We start from the raw sequence: 15,498 nt of genomic DNA, 5'->3' as shown, positions 1-15,498 counted from the left end.
CACCATGCCCTCCCAGCTTGCCAACGCCATCCGCTTCCTCTCTGCCGACGCCATCCAAAAAGCCAACTCCGGCCACCCTGGCGCGCCGATGGGTATGGCGGAAATGGCGGAAGTATTGTGGACGAAATTCCTGCGCCACAACCCCGCCAACCCCAAATTCTACAACCGCGATCGCTTCATCCTCTCCAACGGCCACGCCTCCATGCTGTTGTACAGCCTGCTGCACCTGACCGGCTACAACCTGAGCATTGAAGACCTGAAAAACTTCCGCCAACTGCACAGCAAAACCCCCGGCCACCCCGAATACGGCTACACCGACGGCGTGGAAACCACGACCGGCCCGTTGGGACAAGGCATTGCCAACGCGGTGGGTATGGCATTGGCAGAAAAAATCCTGGCCGCCGAGTTTAATAAAGACGGTTTGAACATCGTCGATCATTACACCTACGTCTTCCTGGGCGACGGCTGCCTGATGGAAGGCGTATCGCACGAAGCCTGTTCGCTCGCCGGCACCTTGGGCTTGGGCAAACTGATTGTTTTATATGATGACAACAATATTTCCATCGACGGCAAAGTGGACGGCTGGTTTACCGAAAATATCCCGCAACGCTTTGAAAGCTACGGCTGGCACGTCGTGCCCAATGTAAACGGCCACGACACCGCCGCCATTCAGACGGCCATCGAAGCAGCCCGCGCCGAAACCGGCAAACCGTCCCTCATCTGCTGCAAAACCTTAATCGGCAAAGGCAGCGCCAACAAAGAAGGCAGCCACAAAACCCACGGCGCACCTTTGGGCGCGGATGAAATCGAAGCCACGCGCAAACATTTGAGCTGGGCTTACCCCGCATTTGAAATCCCGCAAGAAATTTACGACGCATGGAGCGCGAAAGAACAAGGCGCGAAACTGGAAGCCGAATGGAACGAACTGTTTGCACAATACCAAGCCAAATATCCTGCCGAAGCCGCAGAATTCGTGCGCCGCATGGATAAAAAACTGCCGGACAATTTCGATGCATACGTTCAAGCCGCATTGAAAGAAGTGTGCGCCAAAGCCGAAACCATCGCCACCCGCAAAGCCAGCCAAAACAGCATCGGAATCCTCGCCAAAGAGCTGCCCGAACTGGTGGGCGGTTCGGCCGACCTGACCCCGTCCAACCTCACCGACTGGCCGGGCAGCGTTTCCGTTACCCGCGAGCACGGCGGCAACTACATCCACTACGGCGTGCGCGAGTTCGGCATGGGCTCCATCATGAACGGCCTTGCCCTGCACGGCGGCGTGAAACCCTTCGGCGCGACTTTCCTGATGTTCAGCGAATACCAGCGCAACGCCCTGCGCATGGCGGCGCTGATGAAAATCAACCCCGTCTTCGTCTTCACCCACGATTCCATCGGCCTCGGCGAAGACGGCCCGACCCACCAACCCATCGAACAAACCGCCACCCTGCGCCTGATTCCGAACATGGACGTATGGCGTCCGTGCGATACCGCCGAATCCTTGGTGGCCTGGGCGGAAGCGGTAAAAGCCGAAGACCATCCGTCCAGCCTGATTTTCAGCCGTCAAAACCTGAAATTCCAAGCGCGCAACGAACAACAACTGAACGACATCAAACGCGGCGGCTACGTCATCAGCGAAGCCCAAGGCAACGCCCGAGCCGTCATCATCGCCACCGGTTCCGAAATCGAGCTGGCTTTGGAAGCGCAAAAAGCCCTTGCCGCGCAAAACATCGCCGTGCGCGTCGTTTCCATGCCATCCACCAACGTCTTCGACCGCCAAGACGCCGCCTATCAAACCGCCGTCCTGCCCGAAGGCCTGCCGCGCATCGCCGTAGAAGCCGGACACGCCGACGGCTGGTACAAATACGTCGGCCTGAACGGCGCAGTCGTCGGCATCAACCGCTTCGGCGAATCCGCCCCTGCCGGCGTACTGTTTAAGGAGTTCGGCTTTACTGTGGACAATGTGGTTGATACTGTGAAATCGGTGTTGTAAAACGATTTTGAAGCTTATCAGCCGTTACAAGCCATAATAGAGGCTACCTGAAAGTTTTCAGGTAGCCTCTATGTGCATTTGCCTATATAGTGAATTAAATTTAAATCAGGACAAGGCGGCGAGCCGCAGACAGTACCAAATAGTACGGCAAGGCGAGCCAACGCTGTACTGGTTTAAATTTAATTCACTATACCTCTCCCGCCAGTCTTTCCAACATACTTTGCCGTCATTCCCTCCCAATCAATATACCTCCCGGCATTTTCTTCATGTAGCACCACGCTTTTATGTAAATATTTGTTATCATACATAAAGCCTATTGACGTACATTCCCAAATTTATACTTGTTATATATCACACAACATTATGATTTTAATTTTATAAATTACAGATCACGTAATCTGGAAAGTTTTTTATTCACAATTAGGTAGTGAAGAAATACCTCTATAAATGTAAATAATAATTTACATTTATAATATTCTTCTTGACACAAACCTCATATCGCAAAAAAAATGCAGCCTCGTTTCAACCAAAGGTAAAGAAAATGTCTCTATCCACTCACGACCCTTATGCCAATTACAGGGAGCTTACCCTGCGCGGCATGATATTGGGTGCGTTAATCACCGTGGTGTTTACCGCTTCCAACATTTATCTGGGGCTGAAAGTAGGCCTTACGTTTGCCTCTTCCATCCCGGCTGCCGTGATTTCCATGGCGATTTTGAAATTCGCCAAAGGCAGCAACATTCTTGAAAACAACATGGTGCAAACCCAGGCTTCTGCCGCGGGTACGCTCTCTTCCGTGATCTTTATCCTGCCCGGCCTCCTGATGAGCGGCTATTGGACAGGCTTTCCGTTTTGGCAAACCACGCTGCTGTGCATGGCTGGCGGTATTTTGGGGGTGATTTTCACCATCCCGCTGCGCTATGCCATGGTGGTGAAAAGCGATTTGCCCTATCCGGAAGGCGTGGCTGCGGCTGAGATTCTGAAAGTCGGCAGCGGCGAGGGCGTGGTGGGCGAAGAAAATGTCGACACCGCGCAAAAGGCCGACAGCGGCATTGGCGAAATCGTTACCGGCGGCGTGATTTCCGGTATTTTCAGCTTCGCCAGCAACGGCTTGCGCGTCGTAGCCGACAGCGCCAGCCTGTGGTTTAAAGCCGGCGCGTCTATTTTCCAAATCCCGATGGGCTTCTCCTTGGCGCTGCTCGGCGCAGGCTATCTGGTCGGCTTGGCCAGCGGTATTGCCATGCTGGTGGGCATTGCGATTGCCTGGGGCATCGCCATCCCCTATTTCTCCGCCACCAATCCGCAGCCGGCCGATATGGAAATGGTTGCTTTCGCCATGCGCCTGTGGAAAGAAAAAGTGCGCTTTATCGGCGCCGGCACCATCGGTATTGCTGCAATCTGGACGCTGATTACCCTGCTCAAACCCACCCTGGAAGGCATGAAAATGTCGTTCCGTGCCATCAAAGGCGGCGAGGGTACTGCGCTGGAACGCGTTGAGCAAGACTTGTCGCCCAAAGCCATGATTGCCTATGCGCTGGGTATGATGCTGCTCTTGGGCTTCTCCTTCTATCACTTCGTGGCCGATGCCAACCTGCCTGCCGGTACGGCTTGGCTGCTGGTTGTAGTTTGTACCTTATTGGCTTTCCTTATCGGTTTCCTGGTAGCGGCTGCCTGCGGCTATATGGCCGGCTTGGTGGGCTCTTCCTCCAGCCCGATTTCCGGCATCGGCATTATTTCCGTGGTGGCCATTTCGCTGGTGCTGTTGGGCATCGGCAATGCCAACAACCTGTTTGCCGATGAGGGCACGCGCAACTTCCTGGTGGCGCTCACCCTGTTCTGCGGCTCTGCCGTGGTGGCCGTGGCCTCTATCTCCAACGACAACCTGCAAGACCTGAAAACCGGCTACCTGATTAAAGCCACCCCGTGGCGTCAGGAAGTGGCGCTGATTATCGGCTGCGTGGTGGGCGCGTTCGTGGTGTCTTCCGTGCTCGAGCTGCTCTACGCCGCCTACGGTTTCACCGGCGCTATGCCGCGCCCGGATATGGATCCGAGCCAGGCTCTGGCCGCACCGCAGGCCACGCTGATGACCACCATCGCCAAAGCCATCTTCTCCGATACCCTGCAATGGAACTACATCCTCACCGGCATCGGCATCGGGGTGGTGCTCATCATCATCAACGAAGCATTCAAACGCAGCGGCTCCAAACTGATGCTGCCCACCCTGGCCGTGGGCATGGGCATCTATCTGCCGCCGGCCATCAATATGCCGATTGCCATCGGCGCCATCATGGCCGCTTTCTTGAAACGCCGCATCGGCAAAGATGAGGCCAAACAGAAAGATGCCGAGCGCGTGGGCACCCTGTTTGCCGCCGGCCTGATTGTGGGCGAGAGCCTGATTGGCGTGATTATGGCGCTGATTATCGCCCTGTCCGTTACCAGCGGCGGCTCGGATTCCCCCTTGGCCTTGAACCTGGACAACTGGGGCACCATCAGCGAATTCCTCGGCCTGGCCTTCTTCATCGGCGGTATGCTGATTTTCATCCGCCGCGTGATGAAAACCAAATAAACCGCCTCACCGCCAATGCAAAAACCGCCCGATATCTTCCGGGCGGTTTTTGTATGCCGCCCGGTTTGGAAACTTAGGCTGGCACTACACCCCGCAAAAGGCTACCTGAAAACCGGGCAGGATATTTTTCACTCAGTCCGCCGCTTCGCGCATATCATCCGCAAACACACAAATCAACGGTATGGATAATTGATTTATGATTTATAGTGAACTAACAAAAACCAGTACAGCGTGGTTGGTTCGCCTTGCCCTGATTTTTGTTAATCCACTATATCATATAGTTTTACCCAAATTTCAGATAGATATTTAGAGGATGAATGATGGATAATAAGTTGGAAAATCTGCATATCGCAGAAATTTTAGACGATAATAGAAACATTAAATATCGGTATGCCCGATATTTGTCGGAAGATGGCACACACTGGATAAAGCACGGGTTATTTGTGGCTTATTATGAAAACGGCACGATTGCATCAGAAGGTATGTATAAACATGGGCTCGAAGACGGCCTTTGGCAGGATTATTATGATAATGGTCGTTTGGCAGCTAAAGGTTATTACAAAGATGGTGAGCAGCTGGATGGCTGGGAATACTGGGATAATGCGCTCGAGACATAGATTTGCAATAAGCTCAACCTCTTTTCAGGTAGCCTCAAACAGAGTAGAAAGCAAAGCCGTAGTCTGTACCCAACCGCGTGCGTGCCCGTGGCACGCACCCTACGCACCGTGCAGGCTTTCCTGCAAGCAAGGCTACCTGAAACATTTTTCAGGTAGCCTTTTCGCTGTTTGACTGGCATAAACCTCCGCCCTATGCGTTTTCAGGTAGCCTTCCGATGGGCTATGCCTAGTGCCGCGGCTGGCGGTAGTTGTCGAGGTCGACGATGCGTTCGAGCAGCATGTCGCACAAGTCGTCCATGCTGTCTTCGTCGAATGCGCCGTTTTCAGCCACGAGGTCTTCGAGCCAATCGAGGCTGCGGCAGAGGCGCTGGTAGTTGATTTCGGTGTAGGCGGCGGGGCTGGCGGGGAGTTCGCTTTGCAGGAGGGCGAAGCCGTCGTCGCAGAGGTTGTCCCATGCGCCGAGGCGGCAGGATTCGCAGATGTCTTCGGCGGTGCGCACCATTTCGCCGGTGTCGCCGCTGCTTTCAAACAGGCGTTGGGCTTCTTTGCCGTAGGGGGTGTCTTCAAAATATTCTTGCCAGGGCTGGAAGCTGAGGCCTTCGAAGTTTTGCGGCACGAATTCTGCAGGCAGGTTGCCCAGCAGTTCGAGCATTTCTTCGGCGCTGTAGAAGCGGCCGTGCGCGCCTGCCTTGACGGGATCGGGGATTTCGCCCCAGTAAAAGCCGCTGAATTCTTCGAGCAGGATTTGGAAGGTGTTGTCGTGCCGGTCGATGATGCCGAGGAAGTCGTGGTGCTGTTGCAGGCGGCTGAAGTATTGGGGCAGTTCGGCGGCGGATACGGTAATGGGGCTGCTGCCGTCGATGTGGGCGTCGTCGGTGTAGAAGGAATAGAAGATTTGGTAGGTGCGGTTCATGGCGGGGCTTGGCGAAGGGGAAAAGGCTACCTGAAAAATCGGGGGTGGCTGAAACGTTTATTTCTTCCTGCCGCATCGGTTTGCCTGGTGCGGAGAAATGATGGTTTCAGCCAAGCGCGGATTGCGGTTCGGCCGGTTGGCCGGAATGGGGCGCGGCGGGATTAGGGCCGGCCGGTACGGGGGCTGACGGTGAGGATTTCGCAGCCGGTGTCGGTAACGAGCACTTCGTGTTCCCATTGGGCGGAGAGTTTGCGGTCTTTGGTAACTACGGTCCAGCCGTCGTCGAGGATGCGCAGGTGGCGTTTGCCCTGATTAATCATGGGCTCGATGGTGAAAATCATGCCTGGCTGCAACACGGGGCCGGTGCCTCTTTTACCGTAGTGGACGACTTGCGGGTCTTCGTGAAAGCTGCGGCCGATGCCGTGGCCGCAAAATTCCTGCACCACGGAATAGCCGGCGTTTTCGGCGATTTGCTGGCAGGCGTAGCCGATGTCGCCGAGGGTGGCGCCGGGCTTCACGGCTTCGATGCCGGCCATCATGCTTTGGTGGGTGATGTCGATCAGGCGCTGTGCCTGCGGGCTGATGGTGCCCACGGCATACATGCGGCTGGAATCGCCGTGGAAGCCGTCTTTTTTGATGGTGATGTCGATGTTGAGGATATCGCCGTTTTTCAGGGGTTTATCGTCGGGGATGCCGTGGCAGATAACGTGGTTTACGGAGGTGCAGCAGGATTTTGGGAAGGGTGGGTTGCCATAGTGCAGGGGTGCGGGGTAGCCGCCTTGCACGTTTACATGATAATCGTGCACCAGCTGGTTGAGTTCGTTGGTGGTCACGCCGGGTTTGACGAAATCACCGATGTAGTCGAGGGCTTCGGCGGCCAGGCGGCCGAGTTCGCGCATTTTTTCGATTTCTTCTGGGGTTTTGATGATGATGGCCATATTGTTTTTCCTAATCATTTCGGTAAGGGCTACCTGAAAACGAGGCTTTGGCCTGGCCAAAACTTTTTCAGGTAGCCTTTAATGTTATTCCTGTTCGCCGTTGCGGCGTTTGCGGCGCAGCGGGATGCTGTGGGCGCCGTATTTTTGCGGCACGATGCCGCTACGGGCGAGCAGCATGAGTGCGCCGAGCAGCATCATACCGAGCGCGGCCAGCGGGGCAGTATTGATAAACATTTGGTTGCGCAAGTAAACCGCGGCACCGATATACATCAGCATGGGGCCGTGCACGATGCTTTGGGTGTTGATGCCGTCGAGCAGCAGTAGGGCAAGGCCGCCCAACACCAGCGCGAGCGCCAGCAGCGTGGCGGTGGTGGGCAGGATGTCGGTGCTGCTGAGAAACCAAACGGCGCCGAAAATAATCAGCACGATGGGGAGAAAAAGGGAGGATTGTTTCATAAGGGGATCCTGCTGAAGGTGGGGCTACCTGAAATCTGGCGGCATAGCGCTTTCAGGTAGCCTTAATAACCGGGCAAACAAGCAATTCAGCGGTTTTTCAGCAGCCGCTGTTTTTCGCGCTTCCAGTCGGCTTCTTTCATGCTTTGGCGTTTGTCGTGCTGTTTTTTGCCTTTGGCCAGGCCGATGTCCATTTTGATGTAGCCGCGCCGGTAGTGCAGGTTCAGCGGCACGAGGGTGTAGCCGCTGCGCTCTACCTTGCCGATCAGCTTGTTGATTTCGCTCTGCTTGAGCAACAGCTTGCGCTGGCGCACCGGATCGGGCTTAACGTGGGTAGAAGCGGTGGGCAGCGCGGTGATGTGGCAGCCCACCAGGTAAAACGCGTCTTTTTTCCAGTGGATATAGCTTTCTTTCAGCTGCACGCGCCCGGCGCGCACGGCTTTCACTTCCCAGCCGTCGAGCACCAATCCGGCCTCGAGCTGGTCTTCGATAAAATAATCGTGAAAGGCTTTTTTATTGTTGGCGATACTCATGATGCTTTGCCGTTTCGTGACAGAAGGCGGATTTTAACAGCAAACCGTGCCGCTGAACATTCGCCCGGCAACGGCTTTGGCAGGCAGATAGAGTGAATCCACATTAAGAATGCTTCTGCGTTGGCCAGCCTTGCCGTGCCGCTTGTACGGTCTGCGGCTTGCTGCCTGCTCCCATTCTTCATTTTAATCCGCGATACTTTCAGGTAGCCTTCTGCCGCCGTGCTACAATCTCCCTGCTTGCAATCAATCCCTGTCAAGGAAACCGCCATGAAGCTCTATCTCTACGACCACTGTCCCTTCTGCGTGCGCGCCCGCATGATTTTCGGCCTGCGCAACGTGCCGGTGGAAGAAATCATTTTGCCAAACGACGACGAAGCCACGCCCATCGGACTGATCGGCGCCAAACAAGTGCCCATCCTGCAAAAACCCGACGGCAGCCACATGGGCGAGAGCCTCGATATCGTGCGCTATATAGACGAGCTCGCCGGCCAAACCCGACTGGATGAAACCATCCGCCCCGCCGTGCAGGCCTGGTTCGACCAAGTAAACAAATACTACAACCATCTGGTGATGCCGCGCGAAGTGCGCCTCGAACCGCCCCTGCCCGAATTCGCCACCGCCGAAGCCATTGCCTACTTCGTGCAGAAAAAAGAGCAAAACATCGGCAGCTTCGAGCAAAACCTAGCCGAAACCAACACCTATCTCGAGCGCATCCATATCACCCTGCCCGAGCTGGCCGCGCTGTTGGGCGAACAGCCTTATCTCAACGGCAGCGCCCCCGGCATGGAAGACATCATCATCTTCCCCGTGTTGCGCAACCTCACCTTGGTGAAAGGCATCGCCTTCCCCACCAAGTTGCAGGCCTATATCGAACGCCTGTCGGCCGAGAGCAAAGTGCCGCTCTATTCCGAGCGCGCCCTATAGCCATGAACACCCTGTCCGGCCAAGCCCGAGAAGCCGCCGCCCGCGCCAGGCTGCAACGCAGCCGCCGCCAGGCCGGCGGCTTGCTGCTGGCTGCCGTATTGCTGTTTATCGTTTCCGCGCTGTTCGTGCAGCGCCACCCCGCGCTGGGCTACCTGAAAGCCTTCGCCGAAGCCGCCACCGTCGGCGCGCTGGCCGACTGGTTTGCCGTAACCGCCCTCTTCCGCCATCCGCTCGGCCTCAAAATCCCCCACACCGCCATCCTGCCGCGCAACCAAAACCGCATTGCCGACGAGCTCGGCCGCTTCATCGAAACCAACTTCCTGCCCGAGCGCCCCATCGCCATCCGCATCTACCGCCTGCGCATCGCCGAAAAACTGCGCCGCTGGCTGGCCCGCGGCAGCACCCGCCAAGAATGGCTGCCTGCCCTCGCCCGCCAAATCCCCGCCGCCCTGCAAACCATCCCGCCGCAAGAAGCCGCCCGCCTCGGCGCCGCCTTCTTAGCCGCACACGGCAGCGGCAAACAACTCGGCAGCGCCCTCTCCCAAGCCCTGCTCCTGCTCGAACAGCAAGGGCTGCCTGAAAGCCTGCAAACCGCCCTGCTCGGCCAAATCCGCCATTGGATCAAACAGCCCGACACCCGCGTTTTGCTCGAAGAAAACCTCCGCACCTGGGCGGAAAAAATCGAAACCAGCCAGCCCGACACCTGGGACAAACTCAAAGCCCAGCTGCGCGGCCGCCTCGTCGGCCAAATCGACAGCTGGGTGGCGCAAAAAGCCCTCGATTGGGCCGACAACTACCTCGAAGCCGCCCTCGCCAGCCCGCAGCACGAACTGCGCACCGCCTTCCGCCGCCAATACCGCGCCCTCGCCCGCGAGCTCGCCCAATCCGAAGCCTGGCAACGCAAACTCGCCCTGGCCAAACGCCGCCTGGCCGACTCCCCCGGGCTGCAACAGCAAATCGCCCAACTGTGGCAAAGCCTTACCACCCGCCTCGCCGCCGATGCCCAACGCCCCGATTCCGCCGCTGCACGCCGGCTGAACAGCCTGCTCACCTACCTGCTGCAACAACATGCCGCCACCCCGCAGCAGCTGCGCCGCCTCAACGTGCGCCTCGCCCTGCTCGCCCGCAGCCTGGTGCGCCGCCACCGCCACGCCGCCGCCGAATTTATCGCCGACAAAGTGAAAAGCTGGGACAGCCGCCAAATGAGCGACAAACTCGAGCTTTCCATCGGCCGTGATTTGCAGTTTATCCGCATCAACGGCACCTTGGTCGGCGGCCTGGTCGGCCTGCTGATTTACACTCTCAGCCAATGGCTGCCCTCACTGTAGGCCGGGTTCGACCGCAAAAGGCTACCTGAAAACACACAAAGCCCGTTTCTGCGCCGCCCAAACCAGTCATCCCTCCGATAAACATGCCATGCCATAGAAAGGAAGCGTCATGATCCTCACCCGCCAGCAAGCCCTCGAGATTTTCCGCCGCCGCGTTTCCACCCGCCACTACGACCCCGCGCGCAAAATCAGCGCCGAAGATTTCGCCGCCATCCTCGATTTCGGCCGCCTCTCGCCCAGCTCCGTCGGCTCCGAACCGTGGAAGTTCCTGGTGATACAAAACCAAGGGCTGCGCGAAAAAATCAAGCCCGTGGCCTGGGGCATGCAAAGCAGCATTACCGAAGCCAGCCACCTAGTGATCCTGCTGGCGAAAAAACACGCCCGCTACGACACTCCTTTTTTCAGCGAGCTGATGGACCGGCGCGGCTTCACCCCCGAGCAGCGCGCCGCCGCCCTCGAGCGCTACCTCAACTTCCAAACCCACGACATCGCCATCGCCGACGACGAACGCGCCCTGTTCGACTGGGCGAGCAAACAAAGCTACATCGCCCTGGCCAATATGCTCACCGGCGCCGCCATGCTCGGCATCGACTCCTGCCCCATAGAAGGCATGAACTACGCCGCCGTGGAACACATCCTTGCCCAAGCCGGGCTGCTCGACCCCGCCGAATACGGCGTGTCCGTGGCCGCCACCTTCGGCTACCGCGCCCGCGATATTCAGCCCAAACCCCGCCGCGATGCCGCCGAAACCGTGGTTTGGGCGGAATAAAGCAAACGGCTGAGCCGATAGCTTCAGCCTTGCCGAAACCCGCACCGCCCGCTTTCAGGTAGCCTCCATATGCCAACGGGCTACCTGAAACCGCCTGCCCGAGAAAAACATGCCCCCAACCCTCCAAAGCCAGTTCAACGCCGTATCCGAACAATACGACGGCCAGCGCCGCTCCCTCATCCCCTGTTTCGACCTCTTCTACCAAACCGCTGCCGAACTCGCCGCCGCCGTGCCCAACGTGCGCCGCGTGCTCGACCTCGGCGCGGGCACCGGCCTGATGAGCGCCTTCGTGCACACCCGCTGCCCCCAAGCCGAATTCATCCTGGCCGACATCTCCGTGCAGATGCTCGCCAAAGCGCAAGAACGCTTCCGCGGCCTGCCAAATGTCCACTTTATCGAACAAGACCTCGCCCGGCTCGCACCCGATGACAGGCTACCTGAAAACAGCTTCGACCTCATCGTCTCCGCCCTCGCCATCCACCACCTCGACAACCCGCAAAAGCAAACCCTGTTCCGCCAAATCGCCCGCCTGCTCTCCCCGCGCGGCCGCTTCATCAACGCCGACCAAGTGCTGGGCGAAACCGAAGCTGCCGAGGCGGCCTACACCGAACACTGGCGGCAGCACGTAACCGCCCATCCCGATTTGTCCGCCGAAGCCAAAGCCGCTGCATTCGAACGCATCAAACTCGACCGCATGGTCACCCTGTCCGGCCAATTCCAATGGCTCACCGCCGCCGGCCTGCCGCCCACGCTCTATTTCCAGCACTACAATTTCGTGGTGTTCGCCGCCGACAAACCCTAAGATTAAAAATGCCGCCTCCTCTGTGCGGCAACCCCGCTTTCAGGTAGCCCCTTTTTCAGGTAACCTCTCATAAAGTAGCTAAAAAACCAAATATAGTGGATTAAAATAAAAATGAGACAAGGCGGCGAGCCGCAAGGTGTACGGGTAGTACGTCAAGGCGAGCCAACGCCGTATCATTGCGATTTTAATCCACTACACACAGGATATTTATGCACACACACTCTTTACGCCCGCACCTGCAGCTCCTCGGAATGGCCTTGCTGTGGGGCGCAAACTGGTCATGGGGCAGAGCCGTTGTTCAATCCATGCCCCCGCTCACGGCTGCCACGCTGCGTTTTATACTGGCCTCCGTTCTGTTAGTGGGCTGGCTGTTACTGAAAGAAGGCACGCGCCCGCTGCTCCGGCTCACCCTGCGCCAATGGGCGGGTTTGGCCGCGGCTGCGGCGTTCGGCGTATGCAGCTATGCCGTGTTTTTCATGCAGGCGCTGCAATACGTTCCCGCCGGCAAGGCCGCCACCGTGGTGGCACTCAACCCCATTCCGACGCTGCTGCTGGCCGCCGTGCTGTTTAAAGAACGGCTCAATGGCGGCATAATAATCGGTATGGTCTTGGCCGTGTTCGGCGCGCTCACCGCCATCGCGCGCGGCAACCCCTTATCCATATTGGCCGGCGGCCTCGGCACGGGCGAATACCTGCTGCTCACCACCGTGCTGTGTTGGACAGGCTACGCCCTCATCGGCCGCGTTTTGCTGCAAGGCATCAGCCCCCTCCTCACCACCGCCGCCACCGTAGCCATCGGCGCACTGATGCTGCTGTTTCTAACCGCGCTTTACGAAGGCGGCGCGTTCACCCACAGCCTGCAGCACACGCCCGCCCGGGTATGGCTGCTGCTTGCCGCCATGTCTTTCGGCGCCACCATGCTGGCCTATCTTTGGTATTTCGACGGCATCCGCCAGCTCGGTGTCGGCACAGCCTCGGCCTACATGGCACTCGTGCCCGTATTCGGCATCGCCATCGCCACCTTTTGGCTGCACGAGCCACCGCACGTCTCATTATTGATTGGCGGCGCAGCCGTGGTGGCCGGGATGAGCCTGATGAACTTCGCCAAACGCACGAAGCGGTAATAAAACATTTCAGGTAGCCCCATCCAAGGCTACCTGAAAAAAGGAAACACCATGTCCGCCCCCATCCACCTCTACCGCCCGCTCCACACCCTCAAACCCTTCGACAACAATATTTGGATTGCCGACGGCGGTATCGTGCGCATGGCCTTCCCGCTCGGTCTGAGCATCCCCTTCAGCACCCGCATGACGGTTATCCGCCTCGCCGATGGCGGCCTCTGGTGCCATTCCCCCATCGAACCAAACCCGGAACTGTTATCCCAAATCAACGCATTGGGAGAAGTGCGCCACCTCGTCTCGCCCAACCGCATCCACTACGCCCACATCCCCGCCTGGCAAAAACACTATTCCCAAGCCACCGCCTGGGCCAGCCTCGGCGTGCGCGAGCGCGCCGCCGCCCAACGCATCGCCGTATCCTTCGATGCCGATCTGGGCCCCAGCGCCCCGCCCCACTGGGCAGACGACATTGCCCAGCTCCCCTTCCTCGGCAGCCCGGTCATGACTGAAACCGTATTCTTCCACCGCGCCAGCCGTACCCTGATCCTCACCGACCTTATCGAAAACTTCGAGCCCGCCAAATTCTCCAGCCGCTTCTGGGCGCAGGTAATGAAATGGGTCGGTATTGCCGAGCCCGACGGCAAAACCCCGCCCGACTGGCGCGCCACCTTCCGCAACCGCGCCGCCGCCCGCGAGAGCCTGGCGCAAATGCTTGCCTGGCAGCCCGAAAAAATCATCCTCGCCCACGGCCGCTGCTACGAAACCAACAGCACCGCCGAACTGCGCCGCGCCTTCCGCTGGCTCAAGCCTGTCGGGTAAAACAAGAAGGCTACCTGAAATTTTCCAGCATACTAGGCAAATGCAATGGCAGCCTTTTCTTTGTATTTAAAATCAGAACGTACCGCCAGGCCTATCTCATCAAAAACGGCGGGTATTCCGCCAAATCCCCGCGCAAGTGCCGCGCCAACAGCATGGCCTGAATATACGGCAGTAGCCCGATTTCTACTTCCTCGCCCAAAAACGGATGAACGATTTTCTCCTGCTTTTTCGCCTGCAAAGCTTGGAACAACAGCTTACGCGCATCGGCTTTCAGGCTTACCGCGCCGCTTGCCTCGGTAACAAAATCCTGCGGTTTGATTTGCCCGCGGTTAATTAGTGAAAGCACCAACCTGTCTGCCCACCACGCGCGGAACTCTTCCAAAATATCCTGCGCCAAACTGTCGCGCCCCGGCCGGTCGGCGTGCAGAAAGCCCACCTGCGGGTCCAGACCCACGCCTTGCAGCGCGCCGCTGATGTCCTTGCCTAGAATGCTGTACATAAACGACAACAGCGCATTCACCCCGTCTCTGGGCGGGCGGCGGTTGCGCCCATCAAAAGTAAAGCCGCTTTTTTCGCTCAAAAGCAGTCCGAACACGCCGAAATAACGCGCTGCCGCATCGCCCTCAATGCCACGTACCACGTCCAGCTCCGCCGCGCCCTTCAACTGCCGCAGCGAAATGTTCAAAGCATCGACCGCACTTTGAATCGCCGCATTCTCACCGTAATTGCGAATCTGCCGCTGAAGCACCCGCGTACTCGCCTGAATCTTCGCCGCAATGATATTGCGCGCAATCGGCACGGGATTTTGCTCCGACACCCGATACTGCTCCCGACGTAGCAGCACATTGCCACTCTGCCGCCCTTGAAGCCGCCCCAAGAAACGCCCGTTTTCGGTAAAAACGCCAAATTCACATTAGACCTCTTGCGAAAATATTCATCCCATCGCATTAACCAGTCCTGCAATCAGATTTGCCCTTAACCCGAACCGTTTCCGCCTGTTGCGGTAAGGCAGCGACAATATTTTGAATATCTTCAGTTTCCTGTTGATGTGCTCGATGACGGTTCTGAGTTTGCCTAACCGCCTGTTCGCCTCTTTATCCTGTTTGTCCGGCGGATGACGTTTGGATTTCTTTTTCGGGGTCTGTAATCCGGTTTTGGCCAATCCTTGATAACCCTTATCCGCAATGACTATTTTGTAGGGATAAAGCTCTGCAAGGTGCCTCTTGGCTAAACGCATGTCATGCCGGGCACCCATCCCCGTCCGGATGCTGATGATTTTTTCCGTTTCCCTGCCGTATATGACCCGGATTTTAACCGTGTGCCGCCTTTTCTTGCCGCTGTAATACTGCCGCTGTTTTTTTGGGACGTTCAATCGGGCTTTCGGTAACGTCAATGATGACCGTTTGGTCGCCCGGATTCTTGTGCTTTGGCAGGGAGAAGCGTTTGCAACGGATGAGGGCGTCCTCGGTTTTACGGATGGTGCGGCAGACATTGCTTTCGGAAAGGCCGTAGATGGCGGCCAATTCGAGTTGGGTATGGTAATGGCGCAGATAGCTTAGGGTAAGCAGCAGTTGGTCTGCCAAACCGAGCGTATGCGGCCTGCCCGACTTGACCTTCCGGCTTTCTGCTTCTGTGGTGACTTGCAGCATTTCGTGAAAAAGGACGGGCGTTACACCTGTGAGCCGTTTGAATTCCCTGTCGCTTCTTTGGATGAGGTTTTCGTATTTCATT

General features: G+C 57.5%; 14 protein-coding genes and 1 pseudogene. 9 read left to right on the top strand and 6 right to left on the bottom strand.

Annotated features, from left to right (window positions below):
• The first annotated feature begins 4 nt into the window (after window positions 1-4).
• The 3 genes from tkt (at window position 5) to ELB75_RS05175 (ending at window position 5,170) form a co-directional block, all read left to right on the top strand.
• Entirely contained in the window at window positions 5-1,987 is a 1,983-nt protein-coding gene (gene tkt, locus ELB75_RS05185) for a transketolase (RefSeq protein WP_126983008.1), read from the top strand.
• 541 nt (window positions 1,988-2,528) lie between these two features.
• Entirely contained in the window at window positions 2,529-4,553 is a 2,025-nt protein-coding gene (locus ELB75_RS05180; RefSeq protein ID WP_126983007.1) for an OPT family oligopeptide transporter, read from the top strand.
• Between the two features lie 317 nt (window positions 4,554-4,870).
• On the top strand, window positions 4,871-5,170 hold the full coding sequence (locus ELB75_RS05175; protein WP_206501494.1) for a toxin-antitoxin system YwqK family antitoxin: 300 nt from the start codon (window positions 4,871-4,873) through the stop codon (window positions 5,168-5,170).
• Window positions 5,171-5,396: 226 nt separating this feature from the next.
• On the opposite strand, the gene ELB75_RS05170 is transcribed toward ELB75_RS05175, so the two are convergent.
• From ELB75_RS05170 to smpB, 4 genes are all read right to left on the bottom strand, one after another.
• Window positions 5,397-6,083, bottom strand: a complete 687-nt coding sequence (locus ELB75_RS05170; protein ID WP_126983006.1) for a hypothetical protein — start codon at window positions 6,081-6,083, stop codon at window positions 5,397-5,399.
• Between the two features lie 161 nt (window positions 6,084-6,244).
• Window positions 6,245-7,021 carry a type I methionyl aminopeptidase gene (gene map, locus ELB75_RS05165; RefSeq protein ID WP_126983005.1) on the bottom strand — a complete coding sequence of 259 codons (777 nt, stop codon included), beginning with the start codon at window positions 7,019-7,021 and terminating at the stop codon, window positions 6,245-6,247.
• Window positions 7,022-7,105: 84 nt separating this feature from the next.
• Window positions 7,106-7,477 carry a hypothetical protein gene (locus ELB75_RS05160; protein WP_126983004.1) on the bottom strand — a complete coding sequence of 124 codons (372 nt, stop codon included), beginning with the start codon at window positions 7,475-7,477 and terminating at the stop codon, window positions 7,106-7,108.
• Window positions 7,478-7,563: 86 nt separating this feature from the next.
• Window positions 7,564-8,007 (bottom strand): SsrA-binding protein SmpB, encoded by a 444-nt coding sequence (gene smpB, locus ELB75_RS05155; protein WP_003823084.1) that lies wholly within the window; start codon window positions 8,005-8,007, stop codon window positions 7,564-7,566.
• 267 nt (window positions 8,008-8,274) lie between these two features.
• Here smpB and grxB point away from each other — a divergent pair, with 267 nt between their 5' ends.
• The 6 genes from grxB to ELB75_RS05125 all read left to right on the top strand — a co-directional run bounded on the left by grxB (window position 8,275) and on the right by ELB75_RS05125 (window position 13,767).
• The gene (gene grxB / locus ELB75_RS05150; protein WP_126983003.1) at window positions 8,275-8,931 is read left to right on the top strand and encodes a glutaredoxin 2; all 657 of its coding nucleotides are present in this window, start codon (window positions 8,275-8,277) and stop codon (window positions 8,929-8,931) included.
• A 2-nt stretch (window positions 8,932-8,933) separates the two neighbouring features.
• Window positions 8,934-10,259, top strand: coding sequence for a DUF445 domain-containing protein (locus ELB75_RS05145; protein ID WP_126983002.1), 1,326 nt, complete (start codon window positions 8,934-8,936; stop codon window positions 10,257-10,259).
• A gap of 109 nt (window positions 10,260-10,368) precedes the next feature.
• Window positions 10,369-11,028 (top strand): NAD(P)H-dependent oxidoreductase, encoded by a 660-nt coding sequence (locus ELB75_RS05140; RefSeq protein ID WP_126983001.1) that lies wholly within the window; start codon window positions 10,369-10,371, stop codon window positions 11,026-11,028.
• A 109-nt stretch (window positions 11,029-11,137) separates the two neighbouring features.
• Window positions 11,138-11,830 (top strand): class I SAM-dependent methyltransferase, encoded by a 693-nt coding sequence (locus ELB75_RS05135; RefSeq protein WP_126983000.1) that lies wholly within the window; start codon window positions 11,138-11,140, stop codon window positions 11,828-11,830.
• 209 nt (window positions 11,831-12,039) lie between these two features.
• On the top strand, window positions 12,040-12,954 hold the full coding sequence (locus ELB75_RS05130; RefSeq protein ID WP_126982999.1) for a DMT family transporter: 915 nt from the start codon (window positions 12,040-12,042) through the stop codon (window positions 12,952-12,954).
• Between the two features lie 51 nt (window positions 12,955-13,005).
• Window positions 13,006-13,767, top strand: a complete 762-nt coding sequence (locus ELB75_RS05125) for a DUF4336 domain-containing protein (protein WP_126982998.1) — start codon at window positions 13,006-13,008, stop codon at window positions 13,765-13,767.
• 91 nt (window positions 13,768-13,858) lie between these two features.
• Here ELB75_RS05125 and cas1c read toward each other — a convergent pair.
• Both cas1c and ELB75_RS05115 read right to left on the bottom strand, forming a co-directional pair.
• A pseudogene (cas1c, locus tag ELB75_RS05120) lies at window positions 13,859-14,715 on the bottom strand (type I-C CRISPR-associated endonuclease Cas1c).
• Window positions 14,702-15,497, bottom strand: a protein-coding gene (locus ELB75_RS05115; RefSeq protein WP_126982866.1) for an IS5 family transposase whose coding sequence is annotated in 2 segments (ribosomal slippage) — window positions 14,702-15,130 and window positions 15,132-15,497 — 795 coding nt in all. Because the reading frame shifts where the segments join, the coding sequence is not laid out codon by codon here. Before ELB75_RS05115 ends, cas1c begins: the two are co-directional and overlap by 14 nt.
• Window position 15,498 lies beyond the last annotated feature (1 nt).

Source organism: Eikenella corrodens, from assembly GCF_003990355.1.
GTDB lineage: Bacteria > Pseudomonadota > Gammaproteobacteria > Burkholderiales > Neisseriaceae > Eikenella > Eikenella corrodens_B.
This window is presented reverse-complemented; position numbering and strand designations above follow the sequence as displayed.